This window comes from Nocardioides luteus (genome assembly GCF_000960475.2).
Classification (GTDB): domain Bacteria; phylum Actinomycetota; class Actinomycetes; order Propionibacteriales; family Nocardioidaceae; genus Nocardioides; species Nocardioides luteus_A.
In genome coordinates this window covers 1-25,374 of the sequence record NZ_JZDQ02000054.1, presented here as the reverse complement: position 1 = coordinate 25,374, position 25,374 = coordinate 1, and the positions used below count along the sequence as shown (strand labels likewise).

Annotated in this window: 25 protein-coding genes; 12 read left to right on the top strand and 13 right to left on the bottom strand. The window is 68.9% G+C overall.

Annotated elements, in window-relative coordinates; translation table 11 throughout:
• The first annotated feature begins 85 nt into the window (after nucleotides 1–85).
• Nucleotides 86–1,042 (top strand): D-2-hydroxyacid dehydrogenase family protein, encoded by a 957-nt coding sequence (locus tag UG56_RS26120; RefSeq protein WP_045547783.1) that lies wholly within the window; start codon nucleotides 86–88, stop codon nucleotides 1,040–1,042.
• Here the strand turns inward: UG56_RS26120 and UG56_RS26115 are convergent, their stop codons facing one another.
• Nucleotides 1,043–1,813, bottom strand: a complete 771-nt coding sequence (locus UG56_RS26115) for a GNAT family N-acetyltransferase (protein ID WP_045547782.1) — start codon at nucleotides 1,811–1,813, stop codon at nucleotides 1,043–1,045.
• A 114-nt stretch (nucleotides 1,814–1,927) separates the two neighbouring features.
• Between UG56_RS26115 and UG56_RS26110 the strand changes: the two genes are divergently transcribed.
• From UG56_RS26110 to map, 3 genes are read left to right on the top strand one after another with little or no spacing between them, the layout of a single operon-like run.
• Nucleotides 1,928–2,371, top strand: coding sequence for a YciI family protein (locus UG56_RS26110; RefSeq protein WP_045547781.1), 444 nt, complete (start codon nucleotides 1,928–1,930; stop codon nucleotides 2,369–2,371).
• On the top strand, nucleotides 2,368–3,618 hold the full coding sequence (locus UG56_RS26105) for an RNA polymerase sigma factor (RefSeq protein WP_071327346.1): 1,251 nt from the start codon (nucleotides 2,368–2,370) through the stop codon (nucleotides 3,616–3,618). Before UG56_RS26110 ends, UG56_RS26105 begins: the two co-directional genes overlap by 4 nt.
• 37 nt (nucleotides 3,619–3,655) lie before the next feature.
• Entirely contained in the window at nucleotides 3,656–4,429 is a 774-nt protein-coding gene (map, locus tag UG56_RS26100; RefSeq protein ID WP_045550854.1) for a type I methionyl aminopeptidase, read from the top strand.
• Between the two features lie 61 nt (nucleotides 4,430–4,490).
• Here the strand turns inward: map and UG56_RS26095 are convergent, their stop codons facing one another.
• From UG56_RS26095 to UG56_RS26070, 6 genes are all read right to left on the bottom strand, one after another.
• Complete coding sequence (locus UG56_RS26095; protein ID WP_256206911.1) at nucleotides 4,491–6,827, bottom strand: M4 family metallopeptidase; 2,337 nt, start codon at nucleotides 6,825–6,827, stop codon at nucleotides 4,491–4,493.
• Between the two features lie 374 nt (nucleotides 6,828–7,201).
• Complete coding sequence (locus UG56_RS26090) at nucleotides 7,202–7,486, bottom strand: DUF3263 domain-containing protein (RefSeq protein WP_045550855.1); 285 nt, start codon at nucleotides 7,484–7,486, stop codon at nucleotides 7,202–7,204.
• 239 nt (nucleotides 7,487–7,725) lie between these two features.
• Nucleotides 7,726–8,820, bottom strand: coding sequence for a potassium channel family protein (locus UG56_RS26085; RefSeq protein ID WP_045550856.1), 1,095 nt, complete (start codon nucleotides 8,818–8,820; stop codon nucleotides 7,726–7,728).
• Between the two features lie 105 nt (nucleotides 8,821–8,925).
• A complete protein-coding gene (locus tag UG56_RS26080) occupies nucleotides 8,926–9,765 on the bottom strand; it encodes a carbohydrate ABC transporter permease (RefSeq protein WP_045550857.1) in 840 nt (279 codons plus the stop codon).
• Nucleotides 9,765–10,760 carry a carbohydrate ABC transporter permease gene (locus UG56_RS26075; RefSeq protein ID WP_045550858.1) on the bottom strand — a complete coding sequence of 332 codons (996 nt, stop codon included), beginning with the start codon at nucleotides 10,758–10,760 and terminating at the stop codon, nucleotides 9,765–9,767. The genes UG56_RS26080 and UG56_RS26075 overlap by 1 nt, the downstream gene beginning before the upstream one ends.
• Complete coding sequence (locus tag UG56_RS26070) at nucleotides 10,757–12,058, bottom strand: ABC transporter substrate-binding protein (RefSeq protein WP_177191557.1); 1,302 nt, start codon at nucleotides 12,056–12,058, stop codon at nucleotides 10,757–10,759. Before UG56_RS26070 ends, UG56_RS26075 begins: the two co-directional genes overlap by 4 nt.
• Nucleotides 12,059–12,315: 257 nt before the next feature.
• Here UG56_RS26070 and UG56_RS26065 point away from each other — a divergent pair, with 257 nt between their 5' ends.
• Nucleotides 12,316–12,624, top strand: a complete 309-nt coding sequence (locus UG56_RS26065) for a hypothetical protein (RefSeq protein WP_143055207.1) — start codon at nucleotides 12,316–12,318, stop codon at nucleotides 12,622–12,624.
• A 54-nt stretch (nucleotides 12,625–12,678) separates the two neighbouring features.
• Here the strand turns inward: UG56_RS26065 and UG56_RS26060 are convergent, their stop codons facing one another.
• Complete coding sequence (locus UG56_RS26060) at nucleotides 12,679–14,031, bottom strand: cation:dicarboxylate symporter family transporter (protein ID WP_045550861.1); 1,353 nt, start codon at nucleotides 14,029–14,031, stop codon at nucleotides 12,679–12,681.
• 144 nt (nucleotides 14,032–14,175) lie between these two features.
• Here UG56_RS26060 and UG56_RS26055 point away from each other — a divergent pair, with 144 nt between their 5' ends.
• Both UG56_RS26055 and UG56_RS26050 read left to right on the top strand, forming a co-directional pair.
• Nucleotides 14,176–15,780 carry a sensor histidine kinase gene (locus UG56_RS26055; RefSeq protein WP_071327345.1) on the top strand — a complete coding sequence of 535 codons (1,605 nt, stop codon included), beginning with the start codon at nucleotides 14,176–14,178 and terminating at the stop codon, nucleotides 15,778–15,780.
• Nucleotides 15,777–16,469 (top strand): response regulator, encoded by a 693-nt coding sequence (locus tag UG56_RS26050; RefSeq protein WP_071327344.1) that lies wholly within the window; start codon nucleotides 15,777–15,779, stop codon nucleotides 16,467–16,469. Before UG56_RS26055 ends, UG56_RS26050 begins: the two co-directional genes overlap by 4 nt.
• Here the strand turns inward: UG56_RS26050 and UG56_RS26045 are convergent.
• The gene (locus UG56_RS26045) at nucleotides 16,466–17,824 is read right to left on the bottom strand and encodes a cation:dicarboxylate symporter family transporter (protein WP_045551318.1); all 1,359 of its coding nucleotides are present in this window, start codon (nucleotides 17,822–17,824) and stop codon (nucleotides 16,466–16,468) included. The genes UG56_RS26050 and UG56_RS26045 overlap by 4 nt on opposite strands.
• 158 nt (nucleotides 17,825–17,982) lie before the next feature.
• Here UG56_RS26045 and UG56_RS26040 point away from each other — a divergent pair, with 158 nt between their 5' ends.
• On the top strand, nucleotides 17,983–18,726 hold the full coding sequence (locus UG56_RS26040) for a class I SAM-dependent DNA methyltransferase (protein ID WP_045551326.1): 744 nt from the start codon (nucleotides 17,983–17,985) through the stop codon (nucleotides 18,724–18,726).
• Here UG56_RS26040 and UG56_RS26035 read toward each other — a convergent pair.
• Genes UG56_RS26035 through UG56_RS26020 form a run of 4 tightly spaced genes read right to left on the bottom strand, consistent with a single transcriptional unit; the run spans nucleotide 18,696 to nucleotide 21,328 of the window.
• Entirely contained in the window at nucleotides 18,696–19,013 is a 318-nt protein-coding gene (locus UG56_RS26035; RefSeq protein ID WP_045551319.1) for a hypothetical protein, read from the bottom strand. The two genes, UG56_RS26040 and UG56_RS26035, sit on opposite strands and share 31 nt — an antisense overlap.
• Nucleotides 19,000–19,299, bottom strand: coding sequence for a hypothetical protein (locus UG56_RS26030; RefSeq protein ID WP_045551320.1), 300 nt, complete (start codon nucleotides 19,297–19,299; stop codon nucleotides 19,000–19,002). Before UG56_RS26030 ends, UG56_RS26035 begins: the two co-directional genes overlap by 14 nt.
• Before the next feature lie 45 nt (nucleotides 19,300–19,344).
• Nucleotides 19,345–19,881, bottom strand: a complete 537-nt coding sequence (locus tag UG56_RS26025) for a GNAT family N-acetyltransferase (protein WP_084101632.1) — start codon at nucleotides 19,879–19,881, stop codon at nucleotides 19,345–19,347.
• Nucleotides 19,882–19,885: 4 nt separating this feature from the next.
• Nucleotides 19,886–21,328 (bottom strand): glycine hydroxymethyltransferase, encoded by a 1,443-nt coding sequence (locus UG56_RS26020; RefSeq protein ID WP_143055206.1) that lies wholly within the window; start codon nucleotides 21,326–21,328, stop codon nucleotides 19,886–19,888.
• 465 nt (nucleotides 21,329–21,793) lie between these two features.
• On the opposite strand from UG56_RS26020, the gene UG56_RS26015 reads away from it, so the two are divergent.
• From UG56_RS26015 to UG56_RS26000, 4 genes are all read left to right on the top strand, one after another.
• A complete protein-coding gene (locus tag UG56_RS26015) occupies nucleotides 21,794–23,518 on the top strand; it encodes a nitrite/sulfite reductase (protein WP_045551323.1) in 1,725 nt (574 codons plus the stop codon).
• Nucleotides 23,515–23,700, top strand: a complete 186-nt coding sequence (locus tag UG56_RS26010; RefSeq protein ID WP_045551324.1) for a hypothetical protein — start codon at nucleotides 23,515–23,517, stop codon at nucleotides 23,698–23,700. Before UG56_RS26015 ends, UG56_RS26010 begins: the two co-directional genes overlap by 4 nt.
• A gap of 76 nt (nucleotides 23,701–23,776) precedes the next feature.
• On the top strand, nucleotides 23,777–24,520 hold the full coding sequence (locus UG56_RS26005; RefSeq protein WP_008357240.1) for a phosphoadenylyl-sulfate reductase: 744 nt from the start codon (nucleotides 23,777–23,779) through the stop codon (nucleotides 24,518–24,520).
• A gap of 76 nt (nucleotides 24,521–24,596) precedes the next feature.
• The gene (locus UG56_RS26000) at nucleotides 24,597–25,340 is read left to right on the top strand and encodes a sirohydrochlorin chelatase (RefSeq protein ID WP_045551325.1); all 744 of its coding nucleotides are present in this window, start codon (nucleotides 24,597–24,599) and stop codon (nucleotides 25,338–25,340) included.
• Nucleotides 25,341–25,374 lie beyond the last annotated feature (34 nt).

Here is a 25,374-nt window from a genome sequence, read left to right as displayed (position 1 = left end):
GGACGCACGCCGCATTCCAGTGAATCTGCCCTGAGCAGATCTGCCTTCAGCAGAAGGCGAGGTGTTCGAGCGATAGGTTCGGGGCATGCGGTGCGTGATCCTCGACGACTACCAGGACGTGGCGACGGCGATGGCCAACTGGCCCTCTCTCGAAGGGGTCGACGTCGTCGCGCTCACCGCCCACTACGACGGCGACGATCTCATCGCCGCGCTGAAGGGCGCCGAGATCGTGGTCGCGATGCGCGAGCGTACGCCGTTCCCGGCAGCAGTCTTCGATCGGCTTCCGGACCTGAAACTGCTGGTCACGAGCGGAATGCGCAATGCTTCGATCGACCTGGGAGCCGCAGCCGAGCGCAGGATCACCGTGTGCGGCACACCGAGCAGCTCGACGCCTCCCGTCGAGTTGACCTGGGCCCTGATCCACGGCCTGACGCGCCACCTGCTCACCGAGTCGATCGGCCTTCGACGTGGCGAGATCTGGCAGCAGACTGTCGGCGCCGATCTGCACGGCAAGGTGCTCGGGCTCGTCGGTCTCGGCAAGATCGGCACCCAGGTCGCCGCCGTCGCACGAGCCTTCGGCATGGAGGTCACCGCCTGGAGCCCACACCTCACCGAGGAGCGCGCCGCGGAGGCGGGCGTACGTCTGGTCTCGAAGGACGCGCTCTTTGCAGAGTCCGACATCGTCAGCGTCCACCTGGTGCTCTCCGAGTCGACCCGCTGTATCGTCTCGGCCGCCGACCTCGCACTAATGAAGCACACCGCGTACTTCATCAACACCTCGCGCGCGGGACTCGTCGACACGAACGCTCTTGTCGCCGAGCTGGTGGGGCACGGCATCGCCGGCGCCGGACTCGACGTCTTCGACATCGAACCGCTCCCAGCCGACGACATCTTGCGCCGGCTGCCAAACGTCCTGGCCACGCCACACCTCGGCTATGTCACGCAGGACAACTACAGCCGGTTCTTCAATGGCGCGGTCGAAGACATAGCCGCCTGGCTGGCCGGCGACCCGATCCGCCGGCTCTCGCCGTCGCGGGACTGATCAGCCGAAGCGGCGGACGTACGGCGTGGTCGTGCCGACCTTCACCAGGCCGGAGCGCTCCAGGATCGGCCGGGAGAATTCGGTGGAGTCGCTGTGGATGTAGCGCTTGCCCCGGGCGATGGCGGTGCGTGCGCGGGCGGCGGTCAGGGCGCGGTAGATGCCGCGGCCACGCCACTCCTCCAGCGTCGCGCCGCCCCAGATGCCGGCGAACTCCGTGTTCGGGACCGGGTCGATGCGGCCGGCGCTGACGATCTGGCCGTCCGCCTCGGCGACCCACATCTCGCTCTCCCCCGCCGCGATCCGGCGCACCACCTCGTCCACCATTCCCCCGGAGGTCGGTGACCCGAAGACGCCGTCCTGCATGACGCCGGCGGCGCGTACGTCCTCCGCGCTCGTGATCGCGCGCAGGGTGACGCCGTCGGGCAGCGGCACGTCCACGGCGAGCAGGTGGGCCTCACCGATCATGATCGACTCGGGATCCTCCGGCTCGAAGCCGTGCCGGAGCAGCGCCTCGTGCAGCCCCGGAGCGACGTCGTGGCCGCGGGTCTTCCACTCGACCTCCTCGATCGTCGGGTCCGCCTCGAAGTGCGCCATCGCCGCCGCGACCAGCGCCTCGATCCCGGCCTCGTCGGCCCCGCCGAGGTCCCGGTAGGAGATGAAGCCGCGCCCGGCGTCGAAGGTGATCAGCCGCAGCGGGCCGTGTCGGGTCACCGACACCGCCCCGGGAGTCTCGGCATCGGTTCGCAACTGTTCGTCATAGGCCTTCAGCACGGCGAGAAACCTACGCCGAAGTCTTCCTCGAAAGCATGTAGTTATCCGGCGACCGGCTCCGTTCCCCTCGTGAATGGCGCCGACAAGGAGCGCCCGAGATGGAAGGGTGAGGACATGCCTCGCTACCTGATGATCGTCGACTACCAAGCCGGCACCGACGAGACCCCCGGCGGGATGGCCGGATGGAAGCCCGAGGAGGTGCAGGGTCACATGAGCTACTACGAAGCGCTCAACAAGGCCCTGACCGAGTCGGGCGAGCTGGTGCACGTCGAAGCCCTGACGCCGCCCGACCAGGCGTTCGTGGTGACCTCCGACGGCACCGACAGGACCGTGACCGACGGGCCGTTCCAGGAGTTCAAGGAGTGGGTCGCCGGCTACATGATCATCGACGCCGAGACCGAGGAACGCGCCCTGGAGATCGCCGGGCTCTACTCCGCGGCCCCCGGCCCCGGCGGACGAGCGATCGAGCAGCCGATCCAGGTGCGCCGGATGTACCACGGGACCGACGGCTCCTCCGTCGACGACACCATCGCCTTCGGCGAGGCGAGCATCGAGTGACCGAGCCGATCCCCGATGACCTGCTGCGTGACCTCACGCCGCAGGTCGTCGCGGTCGTCACCCGGCGCTGCGGCGACTTCTACGCGGCCGAGGACGCCGTCCAGGAGGCGCTGGTCGAGGCCGTACGCACCTGGCCCGAGCGCGGCGTGCCCGAGCATCCCCGCGGCTGGCTGATCACGACGGCGATGCACCGCCTCGTCGACGCCAAGCGCAGCGAGTCGCGCCGACGTGACCGCGAGCAGGCAGACCACCTCGCCGAGCCCGAAGGCCGGGAGACATCAGCGGTCGACGACTCCCTGGACGTACTCCTGCTCTGCTGCCATCCCAGCCTCACCCCGGCCTCGGCGGTGGCGCTCACCCTGCGGGCGGTCGGCGGGCTCACCACCCGGGAGATCGCGCACGCCTACCTCGTGCCGGAGAAGACGATGGCGCAGCGGATCTCGCGGGCGAAGGCGACGATCAAGGGTCGCTCGCTCGGGATCGACGGCACCGCCGACCTTGCCGCGCGGATCCCGGCGATGCTCAAGGTGCTCTACCTGCTCTTCAACGAGGGGTACGTCGCGAGCGAGGGCGACCACCTGCAGCGGGTCGACCTGTGTGCCGAGGCGATCCGGCTGACCCGGCTCGCCCGCACCGCGCTCGCCCGGGTCACGGGGACCGGCCATGGCGAGGCCGGCGGGCTGCTGGCCCTCATGCTGCTGCTCGACGCGCGTCGACCCGCCCGCGTCGACGCGCACGGCGCCGTGGTCCCGCTCGCCGACCAGGACCGGAGCCGGTGGCGGTCCGAGGCCACCCGCGAGGGCGTCGCGCTCGTCGACGCCGTCATCGGTACCGGCCGCCCCGGCCCCTACCAGATCCAGGCCGCCATCGCCGCGCTCCACAACCGCGCACCCTCCGCGGAGGAGACCGACTGGCTGCAGATCACCGCGCTCTACGGGCTGCTGGAGAAGGTCGCCCCCGGCCCGATCGTGACGCTCAACAAGGCCGTCGCGGTCGGGTACGCCGACGGCCCGGGCCCCGCGCTCGCGCTGCTCGACGACCTCCTGCGCGCTTGCGAGGAGAACGGGACCGGCGGCTTCGCCGACCATCCCCGGGTGCCCGCGGTGCGCGCCCATCTGCTCGAGCTCGCCGGCGACCTGGACGGTGCCGCGGCAGCGTACGAGGTGGCTTCGGTGCGGGCCACGAACCTCGCCGAGCGCCGTTTCCTGACCTCGAAGGCGGCCGCGTTGCGCGATGCCCGCCTCTGAGTTCTACTGAGAACCGTTCTCAGGATACGCTGTGCCTGTGATCGAACTGCGCACGCCGACCCAGATCGAGCAGATGAAGCCCGCCGGCCGATTCGTGGCCGATGTCCTGACCGCACTCCGCGAGCACGCCGCCGTGGGTGTGAACCTGCTCGAGCTCGACGAGCTGGCGCACAAGATGATCAAGGACCGCGGCGCGGAGTCGTGCTACATCGACTACCACCCGAGCTTCGGCGCGATGCCGTTCGGCAAGGTGCTGTGCACCTCGGTCAACGACGGCGTGCTGCACGGCCTGCCCTTCGACTACAAGCTGGCCGACGGCGACCTGCTCAGCGTCGACTTCGCCGCCAGCGTCGACGGCTGGGTCGCCGACTCGGCCCTCTCCCTCGTCGTCGGCACGCCCCGCCAGGAGGACCTCGACCTGATCGAGACCACCACCCAGGCGCTCGCCGCAGGCATCGACGCCGCCCGCGTCGGCAACAAGGTCGGCGACATCTCCCACGCGATCGCCAGCGTCGCGCGCGCCAAGGGCCTCAAGATCAACACCCAGTTCGGCGGCCACGGCGTCGGTCGCACCATGCACGGCGACCCGCACATCGCCAACGACGGTCGCCCCGGCCGCGGCTTCAAGCTGCAGCCCGGCCTCGTCATCGCGATCGAGCCGTGGTTCCTGCACACCACCGACGAGATCTTCACCGACCCCGACGGCTGGACCCTGCGCAGCGCCGACGGCTCCCGCGGCGCCCACATGGAGCACACCGTCGCGATCACCGAGGACGGGCCGTTGATCCTCACCGCACGCGAGCGCGACTGACCTGCGACGGACGCGACGGCGCCCCGCTCCCGATCGGGAGCGGGGCGCCGCGCTTTCTCGCCTACGACAGGTTCACTGCCGTGTCATCGATCAGGAAGCTCGTCGCGAGGGAGGAGTCCTCCGTACCGGTGAAGGTGAGGGTGACCGTCGAGCCCGCCTGGCCGCTGAGGTTGAGCGACTTCTGGACGTAGCCCGAACCCTTGTTCAGGTTCGAGTAGGTCGCCAGGGTGGTGGACCCGGCCTTGACCGTCAGCTTGTCGTACGCCGAGGTCGTGGTCGTCTCATCGGAGTCGACGTAGAGCCAGAACGTCAGCGTGGCCGCACACCCGGACGGGATGGTGACCGACTGCGACAGGTTGTCGGTGTGCGTGGTGCCGTAGCCGTTCAGCCAGGCCTTGTAGGAACCCGAGTGCGCCGGGGCGCCGGTCGAGCTGTCGATCACGCCCGAGGAGGCGGTCCAGCCGGTCGCGCCGGACTCGAAGCCCGGGTTGGTCAGCTTCTGACCCGAGCAGGTGCCGCCACCGGTGCCGGAGACCGTGAAGGTGAACTGCGTCGAGCCGCTCGCACCGGCGGAGTCCGTCGCGGTGACCGTCGGCGTGTAGGTGCCGGCCGTGGTCGGGGTGCCCGAGACGGTGCCCGACGAGGAGATCGAGACGCCGGCCGGCAGGCCCGTGGCCGTGAAGGTGTACGGCGAGGTGCCACCGGAGGCCGAGACCGTGAAGGACGAGATCGCGGTGCCGACGGTGCCCGTCTTGGAGCCCGGCGAGGTCACCGTGACCGAGCCGGTGCCGCCACCGGGGGTGCAGGTCGGGTCACCGGTCTGGGCCGGGACCGAGACGGCGTTCCAGGCGGCCTTGACCGCGTTGAACTCGGTGCAGGTCGAGGTGCCGTAGAGGTTCTTGGCCGCGGTGAGCGTCCAGGTGCGGTACTTCAGGTACGACGACGACGAGGTCTTCAGCAGCATCGCGTTGTACATGATCTTCATCGCCTTCTGGATCCCGACACCGGTGACGGTGGACGAGTTGCAGGTCGGCGAGGTCGGCTGGCCGTTGGTCGGGTTCGACCCCTCGGCGAGCAGGTAGAACCAGTGGTTGCCCGGACCGGCCGCGGCGTGGACCTCGTCGTTCGGCGTCGAGGACGAGTAGCAGTTGTCGTCGCCGGCCAGCGAGGGGTTGTACATGTTGCGGATCGGGCCGTTGCCCACCAGGTCGATCTCCTCGCCGACGAGGTAGTCGGGGGTGTCGTTGGCGGTCTGGTTGTCGTACCACTCGGTCGCCGCACCGAACGTGTCCGCGATGAACTCCTGGGTGTTGCCACCCGAGATCCCGCCGGGCGTGTGGTCGTCGATGCCGTGGCCGAACTCGTGCGCGACGACGTCGATCGAGCCGATCCAGCGCGAGCCGGACTGCGAGTGGCCGATCTGCACCTGGGTGCCGTCGTAGTAGGCGTTCACGTCGTTGAGGCCGACCCGGATCGGGACCCAGCCGCCGGAGCCGTCCATGCCCGAGCGGCCCAGCCACGAGGTGAGCATGCCCTTCTCCTGCTGCGCGCCGTAGAACGCGTCGACGCAGCCGGTCTCCCGGTTGGTCGGGTCGCCGTTGCCCCAGGAGTCGTCGGTGCCCGTGTAGGTCACGTTGCCGGAGGCGTTCTGGCACTTGAGCGTCGTGGCGGAGGGGTCGATCAGCGAGTAGGTGGAGCCGGAGAGCTGCGTCGGGATCGTCACGGTCCCGGAGTAGCCCGAGCTGCCGGTGCCCTCGACGACGTGCTCCTTGGTGGAGAGCACCTTGCCGGTGGCGGCGTCGACGAAGACCGAGAGGCGCGAGGGCGAGCCCTCGCGGGTGCCGGTCACGATCGTCTCGTACGCCAGGTCCGACCCGGCCTCACCCTGGAGAATGACCAGCTCGGTGGACTCGACGACCGGCTTGGTCACCTTGCCCTTCGCGACCTTCTCTGCCCTCGCCTCGGTGATGGCGGGCTTCGTGGTGGACACCTTGACGGGTGCGTCCTGGGCGACCGAGGTGCCCAGCAGGTTGCCCTCGGCGTCGGCGGCGACGACGAAGTCACCGCCGACGACGCGCAGGCCCTGGTGGGTGCGGTCGTAGGAGACGTACTGGAGCCCGGAGGACTGGTACGTCCCGAGCCTGACGGCCTCGTCCTTGGCACCGAGCTTCAGCGCCGCGGGGTCGGCGGCGACGAAGGCCGCGGCCGACCTCTCCGCCTTGGTCCTGGCCTGCTTGCCACTGACGACGGCGCGGCCGTCGTCGGTCTCCTGCGAGGTCACGGTGCCCTTGCCGGGCTTGGGGTCGGTGGCCGCGTGCACGCCTGTGGGCATGCTGATGGCGGCCGCCGCCGCGATGAGGGCCATGGTCAGGCCCTGCGCTACGCGTCTGTTCTTCACGCAGTCTCTCCTTGAGCCGGCCCCGCCGATGCGGAGCAGCCGATGTTGACTCATGGACAGTGGCGATCGGGCGCGGAGCCGGTCAATCAGGTTAATGCTTCATAACCGTGCACTGCATCGAGTCGCATTTACGACGACATATGAATACCCATGGGTACATACCGGATGCGTCAGTTTTCGCACGAGGAGCCGGAGGCGTTCGCCTGCCACGGCCGGGCGGAAAGCGGCCCGAAATAGAAGTCAGCCGCTGGCGTCTCGGGTCACCAGCGGCTGACAAGAAGAACATTAGCCGACGATCCCGAGAACGTGCAAGCACCTGCAATGCAGAAGATTGCAAATGATCAGACCGGGCTACTCGGCCCTGCCCGAGAGAGCTAGGAGCGCGGGTTCTTCGAGCGCTGCGTACGCCGCGCGTCGCGCTGTCGCCGCAGCCGGCGGACCAGCACGCCGTCGTAGGCGAGCGCCTCGGGCTTGTCGATCAGGTCGTTGACGGCACGGTGGTAGTCGGCAGCGCTCATCCCGAGCTGCTCCCGGACCGCCTCGTCGCGGCCGGTGCCGGCCGACCACCAGGAGCGCTCGAAGTCGAGCAGTCGCTTCTCGTTCTCGGACAGGCCCGGCTGCTCATCGGCAGACCCGGGGCTGTGGGGCGCCTCGGTCATGCCTCCATCATCCCAGGCACGACATCCACCGTCGAAACCGCCACGCGCCACCGCTCGGACGCTCTGCCTGCTAACTATGGGGCATAGCCCATCCGGGCCATCTTCATAAATCTGCAGAGCGACTCTTTGATGCACGCCAGATCGTCGGCTAATGTTTTCCATGTCAGCCGCTGGTGACCCGAGACGCCAGCGGCTGACTTCTGTTTTAGCCGGTCTTCTGGCGGGTCTTCTGGCGGGTCCTACGCCTCGGCGGTGTCCTCGCCGTGCGTGCCCGGGCGTGGCGCCCAGGGCAGCTCCTTCGCCGCCCGCACGACGACCAGCCGGTCCCCTCGCGACAGGGTGCCGACGACGGGGTCGAAGTAGCGGAACACCTTCTCGTCACGTACGACTGCGATCACCTGGTCGGCCAGCTGCTGCGGCTGCTTGCCGACCTCGTTGACCAGGAGGTCGCGCTCGGCGACCTCGAGGCCGATGCCGGAATTGAGCAGGTCCTCCATCACCGAGCCCAGGGTCGGCGAGATGGTGGACAGGCCCATCAGCCGCCCGACCGCGTCGGCAGAGGTGATCACCGAGTCGGCTCCGGACTGCTTCATCAGCGGCGCGTTCTCGCGCTCGCGGGCCGCGGCGACGATCCACGCCTCGGGGTTGATCTGGCGCACCGTCAGGATCGTGAGCACGTTGGAGTCGTCACGGTTGGTGGTGATGATGACCTGCTCGGCGTCCTTGACGCCCGCCCGCATCAGCACCTCGCGGCGGGTCGCGTCGCCGGTGACCACCGCGATCCCGTCGGAGTGGGCGTCGGAGCGCGCCACCGGGTCCGGGTCGACGACGACGAACTCCTCGGGGTCGGCACCGTTGCTGAGCAGCGTCTCCACGGCGCTCCGCCCCTTGGTGCCGTAGCCGACGACGACGATGTGCTGGGACATCTTCTTCCTCCAGCGAGCGACTCGGATGAGATCACGGCCCTGCTTGGTCAGGACCTCGAGGGTGGTGCCGATCAGGAGCACCAGGAACGCGATGCGAGCCGGCGTGATGATGAACGCGTTGATCATCCGGGCATGGTCGGCGACCGGCGCGATGTCGCCGTAGCCGGTCGTGCTCAGCGTGACCGTCGTGTAGTAGAGCGCGTCCATCAGGCTGATCTGGCCCGTGGGATCGTTGTTGTCGGCGTAGGCGTCGCGGTCGAGATAGACCAGGAGCACCGTGCCGACCAGGATCGCCAGGGCGGCCAGCAACCGGCGGCCGAGCTGCCACCAGGGCGACCGCACCGTCTCGGGGAGAGCGACCTGCTCGACCCCGGCCCACCTCGGGGCGTACGCGCTTGTCTCGGTCACGTCCCGACCTTATAGCCCAGGCTCCGCCGACCCTCATACGACGCGGCGGGCACCATGCCCGAAGGCGTGATGCCCGCCGCGTACTGGCGGAACCCGAGCCGGATCTCAGCCCTTGACGGACCCGGCCGTGAGCCCACGCACGAAGTAGCGCTGCAGCGAGAAGAACACCAGCAGCGGAACCGTCATGGTGATGAACGCACCCGCGGTGAGCAGGTGCCACTCCTGACCCTTGTCGCCGATCAGGTCGCGCAGCGTGATCGTGACGACCTCGTTGTCGCCGGCGCCCAGGAAGATGAGCGCGACGAGCAGGTCGTTCCAGACCCAGAGGAACTGAAAGATCGCGAACGCGGCCAGTGCGGGCACCGACATCGGCACGATCAGCCTCCAGAAGGTCTGGAAGTGCGATGCCCCGTCGATCTCGGCCGACTCGATGATCTCGTGCGGCAGGCTCGACATGTAGTTGCGCAGGATGTAGACCGCCAGCGGCATCCCGAACCCGGTGTGGGCCAGCCACACCGCGAGGAAGGTGCCGTTGAGGTCGTAGTCGGTGAACAGGTTGAGCAGCGGGACGAACGCCACCTGGAGCGGGACCACCAACAGCCCCACGATCAGCATGAACAGCACGTTGCGTCCCCAGAACCGCATGAAGGTGAACGCGTACGCGGCGAACGCAGCGATCATGATCGGCAGCAGCGTCGCGGGCACGGAGACCACGATCGAGTTGACGAAGGCGTTGGCCATCCCACTCTCGAGGACCTGCCGGTAGCTGTCGAAGGTCCACTGGGAGAACGGGTCGGTGATGACCGTCCACCAGCCCGACGTCTTGACGTCGGCCTCGTCGCGGAACGACGAGACCAGCAGCCCGAGGGTCGGGATGAACCAGAGGACGCACAGCAGGGTGATCGCCACGCGGACCGCGACGCCGCCCAGGGTGAGCTGCCTCATCAGCGTGCCTCCTGCTTCTTGAACTGGCGCATCTGGTAGATCATCACCGGGATCACCGCGATCATCAGGACCACGACGACCGCGGCCGCGCGACCGGCGTCACCGAACTCGAAGAGCTCGACGAAGAAGGTGTTGGCCAGCACCGAGGTGCCGGACCGGCCACCGGTCATCACGTAGACGATGTCGAAGACCTTCAGGACCAGGATGAGGATGGTCACGAAGACCACGATCACCGTCGGCCAGATCTGCGGCACGACCACCTGGAAGAAGATCTGGATCTCGCTGGCCCCGTCGATGCGGGCGGCCTCGACGGTGTCGTCGGGGACGCCCTTGATCGCCGAGGAGAGCAGCACCATCGCGAACCCGGCCTGCAGCCAGACCATGATGACGATCAGGAGCAGGTCGTTGAGGCTGCCGGTCTGGATGCGGAGCCAGGCGACCGGCTCGAAGCCCAGACTCGTCGAGATCGCCGAGAGGAGCCCGATCTGCTTGTCCCCTTGCGCGAACCGGGTCGCGTAGACGAAACCCCAGATCGTGCTCGCCCCGACGAAGCTGATCGCCATCGGCATGAAGATGACCGACTTCGCGATCCGCTCCGGCAGCGCCTTGAGCCGGTCGGCCAGCACCGCCACGAGCAGGCCGACGATGACGCTGCCCGCCGGGACGATGAGGATCCAGAGCAGGTTGTTGAACAGCGTGCCGAGGAACTCCTTGTCCTGGAACAGGTCCACGTAGTTCTGGAAGCCCACCCAGTTGATGCTGTTGGCGTCGGCGAAGCTGAAGATCACCGTCATCAGGGCCGGGTAGATCAGGAAGACCGTGACCACGAGGACGGCCGGGCCGACGAAGACGTACGGCTTGATCCGCCTGTCCCACTTGCCGGGCAGGAGCCCCACCAGGAAGTTGAGCACCCAGTAGAGCGCGGCGGTGCCACCGACCCCGAGGACGATCGCGACGAGGCCGTTGACGATCTTCAGGAACGGGTCATCGCTCATCCTCGCCAGCTCTCCTCGATCGCGTCGGCAGCGTCCTGAGCGCTCTTCTCACCTCCGACGTAGGCGTTCATCTCGCTCCAGAAGGTGCCGGCACCCACGGCGGCGGGCATCAGGTCCGAACCGTCGAAGCGGAAGGTGTCGGCGTCCTGCAGGAGCTTCGCGATCTCCCCGGTCATCGGGTCGGAGTAGTTGGAGTTGTCGAACTCGACGCTCGGCGAGAGCCAGCCGCCGGACTTGGCCCACTCGGCACCGAAGTCGGGCTCGGCGAAGAACTTCATCAGCTTCACCACGTCGGTGTCGTTGGTGAAGGCGGTCGCCATGTCACCGGCGCCGAGCACCGGAGTGCCCTCGTAGCCGTCCTTCATGTCGCCCGGGAGCGCGAAGACGTCGACGTTGGCGGCCAGGTCCTTCTGGACGTCCTTCGGGAAGAACGTGGTGATGAAGTTGGCCTGGCGGTGCATCTCACAGCCCGGCGGGTTGCTGAACAGCGGCAGCGGCGAGTCGCCGAACGGCTCGCTCAGGGTGCCGTCGGCCCCGCCGCGTACGTTCTTCGGCTTGTTGATGATGTCGCCCATGGTCTCGATCGCCTGGACGATCTTCGGGTCGTTGAAGGGGATCTCGTGGGAGGTCCACTTGTCGTAGAACTCAGGGCCCTCCTGGCGCAGGACGATCTCCTCGACCCAGTCGGTGAACACCCAGCCGGTGTCGGCACCGGCCTCGGCGCCGAGGCACCACGGGGTCTGGCCCTTCGCGATGATCTGGTCCTGGAGGGACATCAGCTCGTCCCAGGTGGTGGGGGTCTTGTAGCCGGACTGCTCGAAGTTCTTCGGGGTCCAGACCAGCGACTTCATCGAGACCCGGATCGGGACGCCGTAGGTCTTGTCGTCGATCGTCACCGAGTCCATCAGGCCCGGGATCATCGCGTCGTTCAGCTTGTCGACGTCGATGAGGTCGTCGAGCGGGAGCGTGTCGCCCGACGCGGTCAGGTCACCGACCAGACCGGGCTGCGGGAAGAGCGCGATGTCGGGGGCGTCGCCGCCCTTGACCTTGGTGCGGATCTCGGTCGTGAAGTCGGTGGACGGGGTGTAGGTCACCTTGATCCCCGTCTCGTCGGTGAAGGTCTTCAGGGCCGCGTTGAGCCCCACTGCCTCGCCCTCGGGGATCGCGCCGAGGATCTGGATGCTGCCGTCTCCGTCTTTGGTTTCGCCGGCATCGTTGCTGCCACCGCCGCCGGGAACACCACAGCCGGTCACGGCGAGCAGACCTGCGGCCACTGCTCCGATTTGCCACTTGCGCACGTGCATTGGAATTGCACCCTCCATCGTCGTTTGATCCACGGAGTCGTGCCACGCAGGCCGCGTCGGGTCCACGAGGCAGCGCCTCGTTATGTGATCTCCGTAACACTAGTCGCTACGGTCCATCGATGTCCCGGACAAATTGTCGAACATTCACCCGAGAACGCGCAGGACCATACCTGTCAGACACTCAGGCGCCTTGGAGACCCGCCAGCGCGGAGTGGCTCCGGCGGCCGAGGTAGGCCAGAATCAGCGCCCAAATGAACTATCCGCAACCTCCTCGCGACCCGCTGGCCGTGGCCGGCCGGTTGGCCGCTGCCATCTGCTCGATCCTCTTCTGGCTGATCGGAGCGATCGCCCTCGTCGCCGCCGTCGTCGGCATCTTCCGTACCTTCGGCGGCGACGTCTCCTGGCGCATGGTCGGGATCTGGGCGGTCGCCGGTGTCGGCTGCTTCGCGTTCTCGTGGATCGTCGCCGCGCTGGGCCGGATCGGACTCGACGACGAGCCGATCGGGTCGTGGCGCGTCGCGCCCTTCCAGCTGGCGCGGATCCTCTACCGCAACCGATGACAAGAGGCCGTACGCAGCACCTCGGTGCGCTGCGTACGGCCTGCGTCGTCGGGTCTAGACGAGCGCCTTCTCGCCCTCGGCGACGGTCGGCGTGGTGGCGTGGTCATCGACCATGGTGGTCTCGTCGAACGGGTCCTGACCAGCCAGGACGCGGTCGAGCTGGCGGTGGTCGATGGTCTTGGTCCAGTGGCCGACCAGGACGGTCGCGACCGAGTTGCCGGCGAAGTTCGTCAGCGCCCGGGCCTCGGACATGAACCGGTCGATCCCGACGATCAGACCCACCCCGTCGACCATCTCCGGGCGGTGCGACTGGAGCCCACCGGCCAGGGTCGCCAGGCCGGCGCCGGTCACGCCGGCAGCACCCTTGGACGCGACCATCATGAAGAGCAGCAGACCGATCTGCTCGGCGATGCTCAGCGGGTCACCCATCGCGTCGGCGATGAAGATCGAGGCCATGGTCAGGTAGATCGCCGTGCCGTCCAGGTTGAACGAGTAGCCCGTGGGCACGACCACACCGACGGTCGCCTTCTCGACACCGGCGTGCTCCATCTTCGCGATCAGGCGCGGGAGGGCGGACTCCGAGGAGCTGGTGGAGAGGATGAGCAGGAACTCGCGGCCGAGGTACTTGAGCAGCTTGAACAGGTTGACCCCGGTGGCCAGCTTGAGGAGCGTCCCCAGGATGACGAAGACGAAGATCGCGCAGGTGATGTAGAAGGCGATCATGATCACCGCAAGGCTCTTCAGGGCGTCGACACCGGTCTCCCCCACCACACCGGCGATTGCACCGAAGGCGCCGACCGGAGCGGCCCACATGATCATCGCGAGCACGCGGAAGATGAGCTTCTGGATCCAGGTGATGGCGTTGAGGATCGGCTTGCCCGACTCCCCCATCCGCTGCAGCGCGAAGCCGACCAGCAGGGCGACGAGCAGGGTCTGCAGCACCACGCCGGAGGTCAGCGCGGAGAAGAGCGAGGTCGGGATGATGCTGAGCAGGAAGTCGGTCGTGCTCGCGTGACCGTCCGCGGCGGCGTCCTGCCCGGCCTGGGACGAGTCGGCGCTGAGCTGGAGGCCGGTGCCGGGGTCGATGATGTTGCCGACGATCACACCGATCGCGAGAGCGACCGTGGACATCACGATGAAGTAGAGCAGCGCCAGACCGCCGACCTTGCCGACCTTGGCCGCGTTGGCGACCGAGCCGACACCGATGACCAGGGTGCAGAAGATGATCGGCTGGATCATCATCTTGATCAGGTTCACGAAAGCCGTCCCGATCGGCTTCAGCTCCACCGCGAAGCTCGGGGCGGCCAGGCCGACCAGGATGCCGAGCAGCACCGCGGCGATCACCGCGATGTAGAGATAGTGTGTCCGGTCCTTCTTCGGCCTTGTCTCGCTGACGGTCGTACTCATCGTTCCTCCTGGTCTGCTGTGTCCGGTGCCCTCCGAGGCAACCCGGGCAACTCTCCGCCAGAACGTGACGACCGTCACTGTTGTGTTCGTTGTGTTCGTGGCCGCCATCACAGGCGCGTCGACAGGGTGAGCCAGAATGAGGGCGTGCCACACCTCCGCCTGCACCGCCCCCGCGCTCTTCGCGATCGCACGGTGGCACAGCAGGTGCTCCTCCTGCAGTTCGGCACGGTGCTGCTGCTCGTCGTCACAGGCATCCTGATGGCGTCCTACGACGCCCGCCGCGACTCCTACAGCCGGGCCACCCAGCGTGCGGTGGCCGTCGCCCAGACCGTCGCCGACTCCCCCAGCGTCCGTGCGGCGCTGCGCGGCGACGAGCCGACGGCCACCCTTCAGCCGTGGACCGAGGAGGTCCGGCGCGACACCGACACCGACTTCGTCGTGGTGATGGGTCTGGACCGCACGCGTTTCACCCACACCGACCCGAGCCAGATCGGCGGAAAGTTCGTCGGTGACCTCGGCGGTGCGCCCGAGGGCGAGGTCTTCACCCAGCAGTACACCGGCACGCTCGGCCCGTCGGTCCGCTCCGTGGTGCCGGTCGAGGACGGGGACGAGGTCGTCGCGCTGGTGTCCGTCGGGATCACGGTCAGCGACATCAACCGCGGGCTCAAGCGCGACGTCACGATCGTGCTGATCTGCGGTGCGTTCGTGCTGACCGCCGGCCTGACCGGCGCCTGGCTGCTCAGCCGGCGGCTGCACCGGCTCACCCATGGCCTGGGCGAGCGCGAGCTGGCCCGGATGTACGAGTACTACTCCGCGGTCCTCCACTCGGTCCGCGAGGGCCTGCTGCTGCTCGACGGCGAGGGCCGCGTGCAGCTGGTCAACGACGAGGCGCTCCGGCTGCTGGCGCTACCCGGCGACGTGATCGGCACCCGGATCGAGGACCTCGGCCTGGCGCCCGGGCTGGTCGCCGCCGCCCGTGGCCGCACCGCCGAGTCCGACGACCTCTACCTCGCGGGCGAGCGGATCCTCGTGGTCTCCTCGGCACCGGCGCTGTGGGACGGTCGCGAGGTCGGGGCCGTGGTGACCCTGCGCGACCACACCGAGCTGCGGTCGGTGACCGGAGAGCTCGAGGTCGTGCGCCGCCTCACCGAGTCGCTCCGGTCGCAGAACCACGAGGCGGCCAACCGGCTGCACACGGTGGTGTCGCTCATCGAGATGGGCCGCTCCGCGGAGGCGGTGGAGTTCGCGACCGAGGAGCTGCAGGTCGCCCAGCTCCTCACCGACCAGGTCGTCGGCGCGGTCGAGGACCCCGTCGTGGCCGCGCTCCTGCTCGGCAAGTCGGCCGAGGCGGCCGAGCAGGGCGTCGAGCTCCGTATCGTCGGCGAGCTGCCGCCCGGAACGGGCATCCCGCCTCGCGACCTGGTGACGGTGCTGGGCAATCTCGTCGACAACGCCTTCGACGCCGTCTCCGGCTCGGAGTCGCGACAGGTCGAGGTCCACCTCACCGGTGACTCCGACACGCTTGCGATCCGTGTGGGTGACAGCGGCCCAGGACTGGACGAGGTCGCCTCGGCCCGGGTCCTCGACCGCGGCTGGACGACGAAGGCCGAGCCCGGCACGGGCCGCGGCCTGGGCCTCGCGCTCGTCGGCCAGGTCGCGCGCCGCCATGGCGGCGAGGTCGTCGTCGGCCGCTCGCACCTCGGCGGTGCCGAGTTCACGGTCACTCTCGCCACGGAGGTCGGGGCATGAGTGTGCGGGTCCTGGTCGTGGAGGACGAGGCGCTGGCCGCCGAGGCCCATGCGGCGTACGTCGGGCGGATCTCGGGCTTCGAGCTCGCCGGGATCGCGCGGTCGGCCCGGGAGGCGGTTCGCGCGCTCGACACCGCCCGCGACGCCGGCTCCCCGGTCGACCTGATCCTGCTCGACATGAACCTGCCCGACGGCCACGGGCTCGGGCTGCTCAGCAGGCTGCGCTCCGCCGGGCACCTGTGCGACGTGATCGCGGTGACCGCGGCGCGGGACACGAAGGTGGTGCGGCAGGCCGTCGTCCAGGGCGTGGTGCTCTACCTGCTCAAGCCGTTCACGTTCGCGACGTTCCGCGCCAAGCTCGAGCAGTACGCCGACTACCGGTCCCGGCTCGACGCGGCCCCCGACGAGGTCGTCCAGGACGAGGTCGACCAGCTCCTCGGATCACTCCGACCCAGCGGCAGCGTTCCCCTGCCGAAGGGGATGAGCGCGGAGACCCTGCGGGCCGTCACGGCCGTGCTGCGCGAGGCCGAGGGCGACCTGTCCGCGAGCGAGGTCGCCGCCGCCGTCGGTGCGTCGCGGGTGACCGCGCGCCGCTATCTCGAGCATCTCGCCGACAAGGGCCAGGCCGCGCGCGGGGTCCGTTACGGTCCCAGCGGCGGCCGGCCCGAGGTCGGCTACTCCTGGGTCTAGACCGGTGCCTTCTCGCCCTCCGCCGGAGGCGGCGGGGCGGCGTGGTCGTCGACCATGCGGGTCTCGTCGAACGGGTCCTGACCAGCCAGGACGCGGTCGAGCTGATCCCGGTCGATCGTGTTGGTCCAGTGGCCGACCAGCACCGTGGCGACCGAGTTGCCGGCGAAGTTGGTCAGCGCCCGGGCCTCGGACATGAACCGGTCGATCCCGACGATCAGACCCACCCCGTCGACCATCTCAGGACGGTGCGACTGGAGCCCACCGGCCAGCGTGGCGAGACCGGCGCCGGTGACGCCGGCGGCGCCCTTGGAGGCGATCATCATGAACAGCAGCAGGCTGATCTGCTCGCCGATGCTCAGCGGGTCACCCATCGCGTCCGCGATGAAGATCGAGGCCATGGTCAGGTAGATCGCGGTCCCGTCGAGGTTGAACGAGTAGCCGGTCGGGACGACCACACCGACCGTCGCCTGGTCCACGCCGGCGTGCTCCATCTTGGCGATCAGTCGCGGCAGCGCCGATTCGCTCGAGGACGTGGACAGGATCAGCAGGAACTCGCGTGCCAGATAGCGCAGCAGCTTGAACAGGTTGACGCCCGTGGCCAGCTTCAGGATCACCCCGAGCACGACGAAGACGAACAGGGCGCAGGTGATGTAGAAGGCGATCATGATCACCGCGAGGCTCTTCAGCGCGTCCACGCCCGTCTCCCCCACGACAGCGGCGATGGCACCGAAGGCACCGACCGGAGCGGCCCACATGATCATCGCCAGCACCCGGAAGACCAGCTTCTGCAGCCAGACGATGGCGTTGAGGATCGGCTTGCCCGACTCCCCCATCCGCTGCAGCGCGAAGCCGACGAGGAGCGCCACCAGCAGCGTCTGCAGCACCACGCCGGAGGTCAGCGCGGAGAAGAGCGAGGTCGGGATGATGCTGAGCAGGAAGTCCGTCGTGCTCGCGTGCCCCTCGGCGGCGGCGTCCTGACCCGCCGAGGAGGCGGCCGAGTCGAGGTGGAGTCCCGTGCCGGGGTCGATGATGTTGCCGACGATCACGCCGATCGCCAGTGCGACGGTCGACATCACGATGAAGTAGACCAGCGCCAGGCCACCGACCTTGCCGACCTTGGCCGCGTTGGCGACCGAGCCGACGCCGATGACCAGGGTGCAGAAGATGATCGGCTGGATCATCATCTTGATCAGGTTCACGAAAGCCGTCCCGATAGGCTTCAGCTCGACCGCGAAGCTCGGGGCGACCAGCCCGACGAGGATGCCGAGCAGCACCGCGGCGATCACCGCGAGGTAGAGGTAGTGGGTCCGGTCCTTCTTCGGTGGTGGTGCGGGGCTGGCGGCTGTCTCGGCCATCTTCGGGCTCCTCGAGAAGTGGAGGGAGTGATGTAGGTCACTATCCCGCCTCCCTCGAGTCCCGGCCAGCGTCCCACGCCCGCGACCGTCGATCGGCGCGCTACGCCGTCGTTAAATGGTTCGCGCGCGCCGTCCGACGCCGGGCAGAGTCGATGTCCATGACGAGCAGCGATCTGTGGACCCGGGAGACGGCCGAGCGCTACGACGACCCGGACGACTGGGTGAACTCGCCCGAGGTGACGGGGCCGGTGGCCCGCTTCCTCGCCGAGGTCGCCGGCGGTGGCCCGGCGCTCGAGCTCGCCATCGGGACGGGCCGGATCGGCGTACCGCTGTGGGAGCTGGGGGTGCCGGTCACCGGCATCGAGCTCTCCCGGCCGATGGTCGACGTGCTGCGGCGCAAGGTCAGCGCGGAGGAGATCCCGGTCGTGGTCGGCGACATGGCCTCCGCCGAGGCGCCGGGGGTGGGGACGTACTCGTTGGTCTATCTGGTCTACAACACGATCGGGAACCTGCGTACGCAGGAGGAGCAGGTCGCCTGCTTCGCCAATGCCGCTCGCCACCTGGCGCCGGGCGGACGCTTCCTGGTGGAGGTGGGCGTGCCCGGGCTGCGGCGGCTCCCGCCGGGCAGCCCGGCGATCCCGTTCGACGTCTCCCCCGCGCACCTCGGGTTCGACACCTACGACCTGGTCACCCAGCAGGCGATCTCACACCACTACACCCGGGAGCCCGACGGCCGGTTCCGCTACGCGCCGCACAACTTCCGGTTCGTGTGGCCCTCCGAGCTCGACCTGATGGCGCGGCTGGCCGGGATGACGCCGGAGGCGCGGTACGCCGGCTGGGACCGTTCCGAGTTCACCAGCGAGTCGACCAGTCACGTGTCGCTCTGGCGCAAGCCGGAGTAGCGCTGGAACTCCCAGGCGAGCCGGATCGCCTCACGGACGGCTTCGGGGGCCGCGCGGTCGAGGTAGGCCTCGATCTTGTGGTGCGCCTCCAGCCGAGGCGGGATGCCGAAGGCGTCCGGCCAGCGATCGATCAGCGCGTCACGCTGATCGATCGGAACGCGGACCAGGAGCGTCGTCGGATCGGTCAGCCGGGCGACGAGACGGGTGTGGTGCACGTACCAGCCTCGCGGCTTGCGACGGCAGCCCTCCAGGGTCGCGACGTAGGCGTCGACCTCAGCGGGCGTCATGCTCCGGAGCGTACGCCGCCTGCCAGCGCTGCGCGGCGACCTTCGCCGCATCGCTGATCAGCGCGGTGAGCTCCGGCCGGTCGGCAACGGCGAAGGAGGTGTAGGCGCCGCGGCCACCATCGACCGGGCGACCGTAGGCCTTGGCCGCGAGCCGGCCGTCGGGCAGCAGGCGCACGTTGAGCGTGGTGAGCCGGAAGGTCACCTCCCGCCTGCTGTCGGTCCACTGCAGCTCATCGGGGATGGCCACGTTGATCGCCAGGGCGCTGACCTCGACCTCGTCCGTCACGGAGCCGAGTCTAGGTGTCCGGCCGGAGCCCGCCGTCGGAGGCGATCAGGTGAGGCGCAGGGCCATCTTCGACTCGGTGCGCGGGTCACCCTCGGGGAAGGGCTGGGTCTCGCCGGTGAGCTCGAAGCCGAGGCGCTGGTAGAGGCGGCGCCCGGACTCGTTGCCGTCGACGACCCACAGGGTCAGCACCGAGGCGCCATCGCGACGCGCCCAGCCGGCGACGGCCTGGATGAGACCCTCGGCGAGACCGTGACCACGTGCCTCGGGGGCGAGCCACATGTTGATCAGGTGGTGCTCGCCCTCGAGGATGATCCCGGCGGCGAGCCCGGAGGGCTTCTCACCGAGCCAGGCGATGTAGGCCGCGCCGGACGCCGCCCACAGGCGCCACCGCTCGTCGGGCCAGGTCACCACCTCGTCGTAGGAGGCCCAGAACGCACGGGGCGTGTCCTGGAGAGCCGCGAGACGCACCTGCTTCAGCGCCGGCCACTCGTCCTCGACGACGACACGGACCTCCGCCGTCGGGACCACCTTCTGAGGGGCCCCGACGCCGGGGATCGAGCTGGGTCGCTTCGGAACAGGCACGAGCTCAGGCGAGGTCGAGACCGGGGTACAGCGGGAACTTCGCGAGCAGCTCCGCCGCGGCGGCCTTGGTGTTGTCGGCGACGCCGTCCTCGATGGCGTAGGAGGCCTTGGACGGACCGCCGGCCTTCGTGGTGCCGGGGGTCGTCTTCGAGAGCACGTCGACGATCAGCTCGGCGACCCGGTCGAACTCGTCGGCACCGAAGCCGCGGGTGGTCAGCGCCGGGGTGCCGAGGCGGATGCCCGAGGTGTACCAGGCGCCGTTGGGGTCGGCCGGGATCGAGTTGCGGTTGGTGACCACGCCGGAGTCGAGCAGCGCCGACTCGGCCTGGCGGCCGGTGAGGCCGAAGCTGGTCACGTCGAGGAGGACCAGGTGGTTGTCGGTGCCGCCGGTGACGAGCCTGGCGCCGCGCTTGAGGAAGCCCTCGGCGAGCGACTTGGCGTTGTCGGCGACCTCCTGGGCGTAGGTCTGGAAGCTCTCCTGCCTCGCCTCGGCGAAGGCGACGGCCTTCGCGGCCATGACGTGGCTCAGCGGGCCGCCGAGCACCATTGGGCAGCCGCGGTCGACGCTCGGGGCGTACTCCTCGGTGGCCAGGATGAAGCCACCGCGCGGGCCGCGCAGCGACTTGTGGGAGGTGCTGGTCACGACGTGGGCGTAGGGAACCGGGTTCTCCTCGCCCTGGAAGACCTTGCCGGCGACGAGACCGGCGAAGTGGGCCATGTCGACCATCAGGGTGGCACCGACCTCGTCGGCGATCTCGCGCATCTTGGCGAAGTTCACCCGGCGCGGGTAGGCGGAGTAGCCGGCCACGATGATCAGCGGCTGGAACTCCTTGGCCTTGGCACGCAGCGCGTCGTAGTCGAGCAGCCCGGTCTCCGGGTCGGTGCCGTACTGGTTCTGGTGGAACATCTTGCCCGAGATGTTCGGGCGGAAGCCGTGGGTGAGGTGGCCGCCGGCGTCCAGGCTCATGCCGAGCAGACGCTGGTTGCCGAGCTCGGCGCGCAGGGTCTCCCAGTCGGCCTCGGAGAGCTCGTTCATGTTCTTGACGGCCATCTTCTCCAGCCACGGGCCCTCGACCCGGTGGGCGAGGATGGCCCAGTAGGCCGTCAGGTTGGCGTCGATGCCGGAGTGGGGCTGCACGTAGGCGTACTCCGCGCCGAAGAGCTCGCGGGCGTGCTCGGCGGCGATCGACTCGACGGTGTCGACGTTCTGGCAGCCGGCGTAGAAGCGGTGGCCGACGGTGCCCTCGGCGTACTTGTCGGAGAACCAGGTGCCCATCGTCATCAGCGTGGCGGGGCTCGCGTAGTTCTCGCTCGCGATCAGCTTGAGGCTGGCTCGCTGGTCGGCGAGCTCCTGCTTGGTCGCCTCGGCGATGCGGGGCTCCACGGAGGCGATGACCTCGAGGGCTTGGTTGTAGGCAGAACTCGTCAAGGCGGACAGATCGCTCATGAGGCACAGCGTAGTCAGCCGCCCGGACGAGAGCAGCATCGTGGTCGTCCGGTGCGTTGCGTACGTCCTCTATCACCGCCCGCGGGAATGACCGACCGCTCAGCCCGGTTGAGAGAACGTGACCAGATGGTGACCTCGGCCACATCGCCCGCCTGGACGAGCGGGAACGTCCCACATAACGGACCAATGTCTCATATATCGGGATTCCAGATTGCGTGAGGGCCGTCCGCTACCTGAGACTCCTTGACATGGTCACTGCTGCAACACATGCGCACCTCGTGGTTCGACGCCACGTGGACTATTGCCGCATCCGCAGCTCGATCTGTTGGCGCCACTGACGCCCAGCGCTCCGCATCCCACCGCGTCGAGCCGCTGGCCCGCCGCCCGACAGACATCCCGGGCGCCCGCCGCGAGCACGTCCCTGCTCCGCCGTGCGTCCACGACCGACGCAAAGGTTTCTCTGACATGAGCGACAACCGGTTTCAGGCCAAGCGCGCCACCCGGACCGAGATCCCCCGACCCAAGAAGGGCGAGGGTCAGTGGGCCCTCGGCTACACCGAGCCGCTGAACAAGAACGAGGAGTCGAAGAAGAACGACGACCCGCTCAACGTTCGCGACCGGATCCTCTACACCTACTCCAAGCGCGGGTTCGACTCGATCGACCCGGCCGACATGCGCGGCCGCTTCCGGTGGTTCGGTCTCTACACCCAGCGCAAGCCCGGGATCGACGGCGGCAAGACCGCCATCCTCGAGGAAGAGGAGCTCGACGACCGCTACTTCATGATGCGGGTCCGCTCCGACGGCAAGCTCCTCTCCCCTGCCGCGGTGCGCACGCTGGGTCAGATCGGCGTCGACTTCGCCCGGGACACCGCCGACATCACCGACCGCGAGAACATCCAGTACCACTGGATCGAGATCGAGAACGTCCCGGAGATCTGGTCGCGCCTGGAGGAGGTCGGGCTGCACTCGACCGAGGCCTGCGGCGACTCGCCCCGCCCGTTCCTCGGCTCGCCGGTCGCCGGCGTCGCCGCCGACGAGATCATCGACGGCACCTCGGCGCTGCGCGAGATCGAGGCGCGCTACCTGGGCGACCCGGCCTTCTCGAACTTCCCGCGCAAGTTCAAGACCGCGCTGACCGGCCACCCCTCCCACGACGTGGCTCCGGAGATCAACGACATCGCCTTCGTCGGCACCGTCCACCCCGAGCACGGTCCCGGCTTCGACGTCTGGGTCGGCGGGGGTCTCTCCACCAACCCGCGCCTGGCCGAGAAGCTCGGTGTGTGGGTGCCGCTCGAGGAGGTCCCGGATGTCTGGGCGGGCGTCGCGGGCATCTTCCGCGACTACGGCTACCGCCGGCTGCGCTCGCGGGCGCGGCTGAAGTTCCTGGTCGCCGACTGGGGCAAGGAGAAGTTCCGCGAGGTGCTCGAGAACGAGTACCTCGACCGCGAGCTCGTCTCCAACCCCTCACCCGAGTCGCCGCTGGGTCACCGCGACCACATCGGCATCCACGACCAGAAGGACGGCAAGAAGTACGTCGGGGTGGCCCCGATCGCCGGCCGCATCTCCGGCACCCACCTGGTCGAGCTCGCCGGCGTCCTGGAGAAGTTCGGCGTCGAGGGTGCTCGGCTCACGCCGTACCAGAAGATCGTGCTCATCGGTGTCTCGCCGGAGGTCGTCGAGGACCTGGTCGCCGAGCTGGACGCCATCGGCTTCTCGGCCCGGCCCTCCAACTGGCGCCAGAACACCATGGCCTGCACCGGCATCGAGTTCTGCAAGCTCGCGATCGTGGACACCAAGGACCGCGCCCGCGACCTGATCGCCTCGCTCGAGTCGCGCTTCCCCGAGCTCGACGCCTCGATCACGGTCAACGTCAACGGCTGCCCCAACGCCTGCGCGCGGACCCAGGTCGCCGACATCGGGCTCAAGGGCCAGCTGGTCCTCGACGAGGACGGCAACCAGGTCGAGGGCTTCCAGGTGCACCTGGGTGGCGCGACCGGTCTGACCGCCAACTTCGGGCGCAAGCTGCGGGCCCACAAGGTCACCTCGGCCGGGCTCGACGACTACGTCTCCGCGCTGGTGGTCAACTACCTGGCCGACCGCACCGAGGGCGAGACGTTCTCGGCCTGGACCGCGCGGGCCGACGAGGTGCTGCTGCGCGGCGAGAAGACCCTGAGCGAGGTGCCCGCATGAGCGAGCGCGCCGGGACCCCGTTCCACTGCCCGTTCTGCGGGGAGACCGACCTGTGGCCGCACGAGGCGACGCACGGGTCCTGGGAGTGCCGCGCCTGCCTGCGGGCCTTCCAGCTGAAGTCACTGGGCCAGATCACTCGACCGGAAATCTCTCGGAACGTCACGAAGGAGGCGCACGCATGAGCGAGCGTAAGCGAGCGACAACGGGCCTCAGGCCGCCGGCTCCGTATTCTTCGCATTCCGTTACGGAGGTGGCGGCATGAGCGTCAGCACAGCAGCCGCCCGGGCCAACCGCGCGGTCGACACCGAGGGACGTACGCCCGAGGAGCTGCGCGAGATCGTCTCCCACTGGGGAGCCGAGCTCGAGCTCGCCCCGGCCGAGACGATCATCGAGTGGGCCGCCGCCACCTTCGGCGAGCGGTTCGCGATCACGTCCTCGATGGGTGACGCGGTCCTCGCGCATCTGGCCTCCAAGGTCGTACCCGGGATCGACGTGGTCTTCCTCGACACCGGCTACCACTTCATCGAGACGATCGGCACCCGCGACGCGGTCGCGGCGACGATGCCGGTCAACCTCCTCACGATCACGCCCGTGCAGAGCGTGGCGGAGCAGGACGCGGAGTACGGCAAGGACCTCTACCGGACCGACCCCGACCTGTGCTGCGCGCTGCGCAAGGTCAAGCCCCTGGCCGACTCGCTCGCCTCCTATGACGCCTGGGCCACCGGCCTGCGCCGCGCGGAGACGAAGAACCGGGTCATCGCCCCGGTCATCGGCTGGGACGCCAAACGTCAGAAGGTCAAGGTCTCGCCGATGGCGCGATGGTCCGACGAGCAGGTCGAGCGATATATCGAGGACAACGGAGTGCTCGTGAACCCGCTCGTCTACGACGGGTATCCCTCGATCGGCTGCGCGCCGTGCACCCGCCGGGTCGCCCCCGGCGAGGACCCGCGCAGCGGGCGATGGGCCGGCACCGGCAAGACCGAGTGCGGCATCCACGCCTGACCGGCAGCGCCGCCCGAAGGGCGCGAACAGACACAGACTTTCCGACTTTCCCTGCAACACCCGAAGGATGAAGACAATGGCAGCTCCCGCTCTGGTAGCCCTGGCTCACGGCAGCCGCGATCCGCAGTCCGCCGCGACCATCAACGCCCTCGTGGCCGAGGTGCGCGCCCTGCGCCCCGACCTCCGCATCGAAGCCGCCTTCCTCGACCACTCCCGGCCGCGTTTCCAGGCCGTCATCGACAAGCTCGTCAAGGCCGGCCACGACGAGATCGTCGTCGTGCCGCTCCTGCTGACCGAGGCGTTCCACGCCCGCGTCGACGTCCCCTCCGTCATCGCCGAGGCCACCGCCCGCCACTCCGGCCTGCGCATCCACACCAGCGCGATCCTCGGCCTGGAGAGCGTCTTCCTGCAGGTGCTCGACGAGCGCCTGCGGGCGTCGCTGAAGGCCGCCCGGGTGCGCGAGCTCGACGCGCTGGTCCTGGCCGCCGCCGGCTCCTCGGACTCGCTGGCCAACCAGTCCGTGGCCCGGCTGGCCCGGATCTGGGGTTCCCACCACAAGCTGCCGGTCGTGGCTGCGTACGCCTCGGCCGCTCCGCCGGCCACCGGCGAGGCCGTGCGTGCCTTCCGCGCCGAGGGCCGCCGCCACATCGCCGTCGGCATGCTCTTCCTGGCTCCCGGGCAGCTGCCCGACCGCGCCAAGGAGCTCGCCCTCGAGGCCGGCGCCGTCGCGGTCAGCGACCCGATGGGCGCCCACCCCGAGGTGGCCCGCACCATCCTGGCCCGCTACGCCGTCGGCGCTGTGGAGCTGGTCCCGGTCTGACCCACCCCGCCGAGACGTCACTTACGTCGGCCGA